This window comes from Candidatus Cyanaurora vandensis (genome assembly GCF_013285555.1).
Taxonomy (GTDB): Bacteria; Cyanobacteriota; Cyanobacteriia; order Gloeobacterales; family Anthocerotibacteraceae; genus Cyanaurora; species Cyanaurora vandensis.
The window spans coordinates 1-3561 of record NZ_JAAXLT010000128.1; the positions used below are offsets into that span (position 1 = coordinate 1).

The 3561-nt window shown below is 56.2% G+C and carries 5 protein-coding genes; 1 reads left to right on the plus strand and 4 read right to left on the minus strand.

The window, feature by feature from the left end:
* Positions 1 to 349, minus strand: a 349-nt coding sequence (locus HFM78_RS08865) for a radical SAM protein (protein WP_287129076.1), incomplete at its 3' end; no start/stop codon positions are given.
* A gap of 79 nt (positions 350 to 428) precedes the next feature.
* On the opposite strand from HFM78_RS08865, the gene HFM78_RS08870 reads away from it, so the two are divergent.
* Complete coding sequence (locus HFM78_RS08870) at positions 429 to 872, plus strand: hypothetical protein (protein ID WP_287129077.1); 444 nt, start codon at positions 429 to 431, stop codon at positions 870 to 872.
* Between the two features lies 1 nt (position 873).
* Here HFM78_RS08870 and gor read toward each other — a convergent pair whose 3' ends face one another.
* From gor to HFM78_RS08885, 3 genes are all read right to left on the minus strand, one after another.
* Positions 874 to 2217, minus strand: a complete 1344-nt coding sequence (gor, locus tag HFM78_RS08875; RefSeq protein WP_287129078.1) for a glutathione-disulfide reductase — start codon at positions 2215 to 2217, stop codon at positions 874 to 876.
* 21 nt (positions 2218 to 2238) lie between these two features.
* Entirely contained in the window at positions 2239 to 2865 is a 627-nt protein-coding gene (locus HFM78_RS08880; protein WP_287129079.1) for a tol-pal system YbgF family protein, read from the minus strand.
* 75 nt (positions 2866 to 2940) lie between these two features.
* Positions 2941 to 3561 (minus strand): amino acid ABC transporter permease (locus HFM78_RS08885; protein WP_287129080.1); only part of this gene is annotated, 621 nt, incomplete at its 5' end.

The window sequence follows — 3561 nt, forward strand, 5'->3', positions numbered from 1 at the left end:
CCAAGCTGATGTTGATCCGACGCAACCCCGCCTGATAGAGATCCGCCGCCATGTGCTCTAACAGATAACCGTTAGTAGTAAGAGACACGTCCATGACCCCAGGCGTTTGAACTAATTGTTCCACCAGAGAAACCACCCCCCGGCGTAACAAAGGCTCTCCGCCCGTCAAGCGAAAACGGTTAATCCCCAAGGGCACAAAGACTCCACGGACTAGGTACAAAAGCTCAGTATCAGTCAGCGTTTCCTGACTTTGGAGGTAGGCGAGTTCTTCAGCCTCGGGCATACAGTAGGAACACCGGAAGTTACAGCGGTCAATCAGACTGATGCGTAGATAATTCACGGTGTTCATCGGCAACCTGGGACAGCGTAGACCCGTAAATAGGGTATGTATAGAGTTATTCTATCTCTGTCGCCCAACGATGCTTGCCATGAAGACCGTCCCTTTCCTGTGGTTACTGCTTATTGCTGTGAGTCCAATGGTCCTGGCTGCCCCGGAAGAAGCCGCTACCCAGACGGGTCCGGTGAAGACCGTGGACCAAAAAGCCGCTCTTTTGGAAGAACTTTCCTTTGTGAAGTCCGCTCCCCAAATCCAAAAAATTCCCATGTCCTACCGCATCGTCCCGATTTGCAACAAAGAGACAGAGAAGCTACTTAAAGAGATCAAGATTGAAAATGACCGCCGCCGCACTGCCGCCGTGGTCCTGACCACCCCGGCCCAACTCCCGCCCGCCCTGCGGACCGCCAATGGCTGTCCCCAATGCACCCGCGAAAAAGCGATGGGTACCTTTATTACGATTGAGTTCAGCAACTGGCTCAGGATGCTCCCCGAGTCACGCCGGGAAGAATTAGCCGGAGTCTGCGCGGAAATCTAAGTCAGCGCAAGGTAACGAACTCCTCCGCCACTGAGGGGTGAATCCCGATGGTGGTATCGAAGTCTTTTTTAGTCGCACCCATATTGAGGGCGATGGCAATCCCCTGGATGACTTCCGCCGCACTCGGACCCGCCATATGTGCCCCCAGCACCTTGTCTGAAGGGCTGTGGACTACCAATTTGACCAGGGTTTTTTCGGCGCGACCACTGAGCGTGTGATAGAGGGGGCGGAACTTGGCGCGAAAACAGCGCACCGCCTCCGGGCCGTACTTAATCATCGCCTCCGTCTCCGTCAGCCCGACCGTACCCAGTTCTGGCTGCGAGAAAACCGCCGTGGGGACGAGTTCTTGACTGATGGTCCGGGGATGGTTGCCAAACTCGGTATCAGCAAAGGCGCGGCCCTCCGCGACCGCCATCGGAGTGAGGTTGATGCGGTTAGTGCAGTCCCCGACCGCAAAAATATTCGCCTGAGTCGTCCGGCTGTATTCATCTACTTTCACCGCTCCGAGAACGGTTTCGACCCCGGCATTCTCTAGCCCCAGCCCCTCGACGTGGGGAACCCGTCCAATGGCGCACAACACCGCATCCACTTCAATCGGGTCGCCCTGAGAGAGGGTGATTACGAGTCCGTCATCCTTTTTCTCAATTTTTTCAATTAAGGTCGTGAAGCGCAGGTTAATCCCGTGCTGCTCCATACCATCGCGGACCATCGCCCGCAGGTCATCGTCAAACCCGCGCAACAGGTTATCGCCCCGGATGATTTGGGTCACTTCCGTCCCCAGACCATGCATGATCCCCGCGAACTCGACCGCGATATAACCCGCTCCTAGAACTGCGAGCCGACGCGGTTGCACGGGTAGGTGAAACATCTCATTAGAAGTAAGCGTGTATTCCATACCGGGGATTGCCAAGGGCCGCACGGGTATCCCGCCCACGGCAATCAAGACCTTGGCGGCGGTCACCTGGGTTTCGCCCACTTGCACTGTGTGATTATCCAGCAACGTCGCCCGCTGGGATAAAAGAGTGACCCCGGCCCCGGTTAGCCAGTGGGTATGGAGGTCGTTGAGCCGTTGGATTTCCTTGTCTTTAGCGGCAATCAGTCGGCTCCAATGAAACTGACCGGTAACCCCTTCCCAGCCGTAGCCCACGGCATCCTCGTAGTAGTCCGAAAAGTGGGAGGCATAGACCATAAGTTTTTTGGGAATACAGCCACGGATGACACAGGTACCGCCAATCAGGTCTTCTTCGGCCAGGGCAACTTTTGCGCCGTGGGCTGCGGCCCGCTTCGAGGCTGCCAGTCCACCCGACCCACCGCCAATCACAAAAAGGTCATAGTCAAAACCCATGGCTGCTCCTAGGTCACGTTTTTACTTTAACGCGCCGGTCTCGCCAGCACTGGGGTCGAGGGAGCGCAAGTAGACCCCCAGAATTTGTTCGCGGACTCGGTTGGGTGCATTCAAAAAGGACTGGAGCCGACTTTTGCATTCGGCTTGACGGCGCGGACTATCGAGCCCCAACAGACCCGCCAGGACCAAAGCACTGGCCTCCCGTCCCCTAAACCCCGCTGTTAGACCCGTCTCAAAAGCTTGCACATCTTGAATATAGGTCTGGAACCAGGGCAGGACTTCGACAAGCTCTGGGTCACTGAGCAGACAGATTTCGCGCAGGAGGTTGTTGAAGCTGATGTTGCAGGGAGCCATGGCAGAGGGAGGTAGAACGGGCACAAGAGGTTCCTCGGCGACGCTAATACCCCGTTGGGTCAACATCTCTTGAGCATAGGCCCGGATCTCGGGGTCCGTCGTTTCCTTGAGGACACGCTTGAACATAAAGATAGCCCGGTCTTCCTCGCCCTGGGCAACCATGCTGACCCCGAGCCAGAGGCGGGCGGCAACCTGGGTGGGGTCCTCCTCAAGTAATTGCCCCAGGACGGCGACCGCCCGCTCATAATCCCCAGCCTGATACGCGTTCATACCCTGTTCTAATGCGTCGCCCACAATTCATGCTCGTCAGTCGTCCTCATCATACGACTTGGGGATTCAACCTAGTCCAAAAGGCCATATCGGAGTGGTCTAACTATAGCGACTCAGGGGAACGGGCTCCAGCGTGGGCTTTGGAGCTTGGCGGACGGGGTTGAGCCACCGTTCAAGGAAACTAAATACCTGGGAGGAGAGTAAGGTCAGCGTTAGATAGACCAGAGCAACAGCGGCATAGATTTCAAAAGCCCGGTAGTTCCCCGCCACGATTAACTGACCGCGCCGAAACAACTCCTCAAAGCCAATCACCGCCACCAGACTCGTGTCTTTGAGCATCGTGATAAATTCATTACCTAAAGGCGGGATCATCCGCCGTACCGCCTGGGGAAAGATGACGTACTGCATCGTCTGGGTTGCATCCATCCCCAACGCTTGGGCCGCTTCTTTTTGGCCCGGGTCAATAGACTGAATCCCCGCCCGGACAATCTCAGCAATATAGGCTGCACTGTTGAGACTCAAGGCCAGCACCGCCGCCGCCAGTCGGTCAAAGGTAAAGTCCAGCCCAAACCCTTGAATCAAAGCCGGCAGCCCAAAGTAAATCATGAAAATCTGGACCAACAATGGCGTACCCCGAAAAAAATCAATATAAACCCGTGCCAACAGACTCACTGCCCGGTTCGACGAGAGCCGCCCCACCCCAATCAACGAACCCCCGGC

What these genes read in the sequence shown, in the direction of transcription:
- HFM78_RS08870 (WP_287129077.1), top strand. Translation starts at nt 429, where the DNA reads ATGAAGACCGTCCCTTTCCTGTGGTTACTGCTTATTGCTGTGAGTCCA.
- gor (WP_287129078.1), bottom strand. Translation starts at nt 2,217, where the DNA reads ATGGGTTTTGACTATGACCTTTTTGTGATTGGCGGTGGGTCGGGTGGA.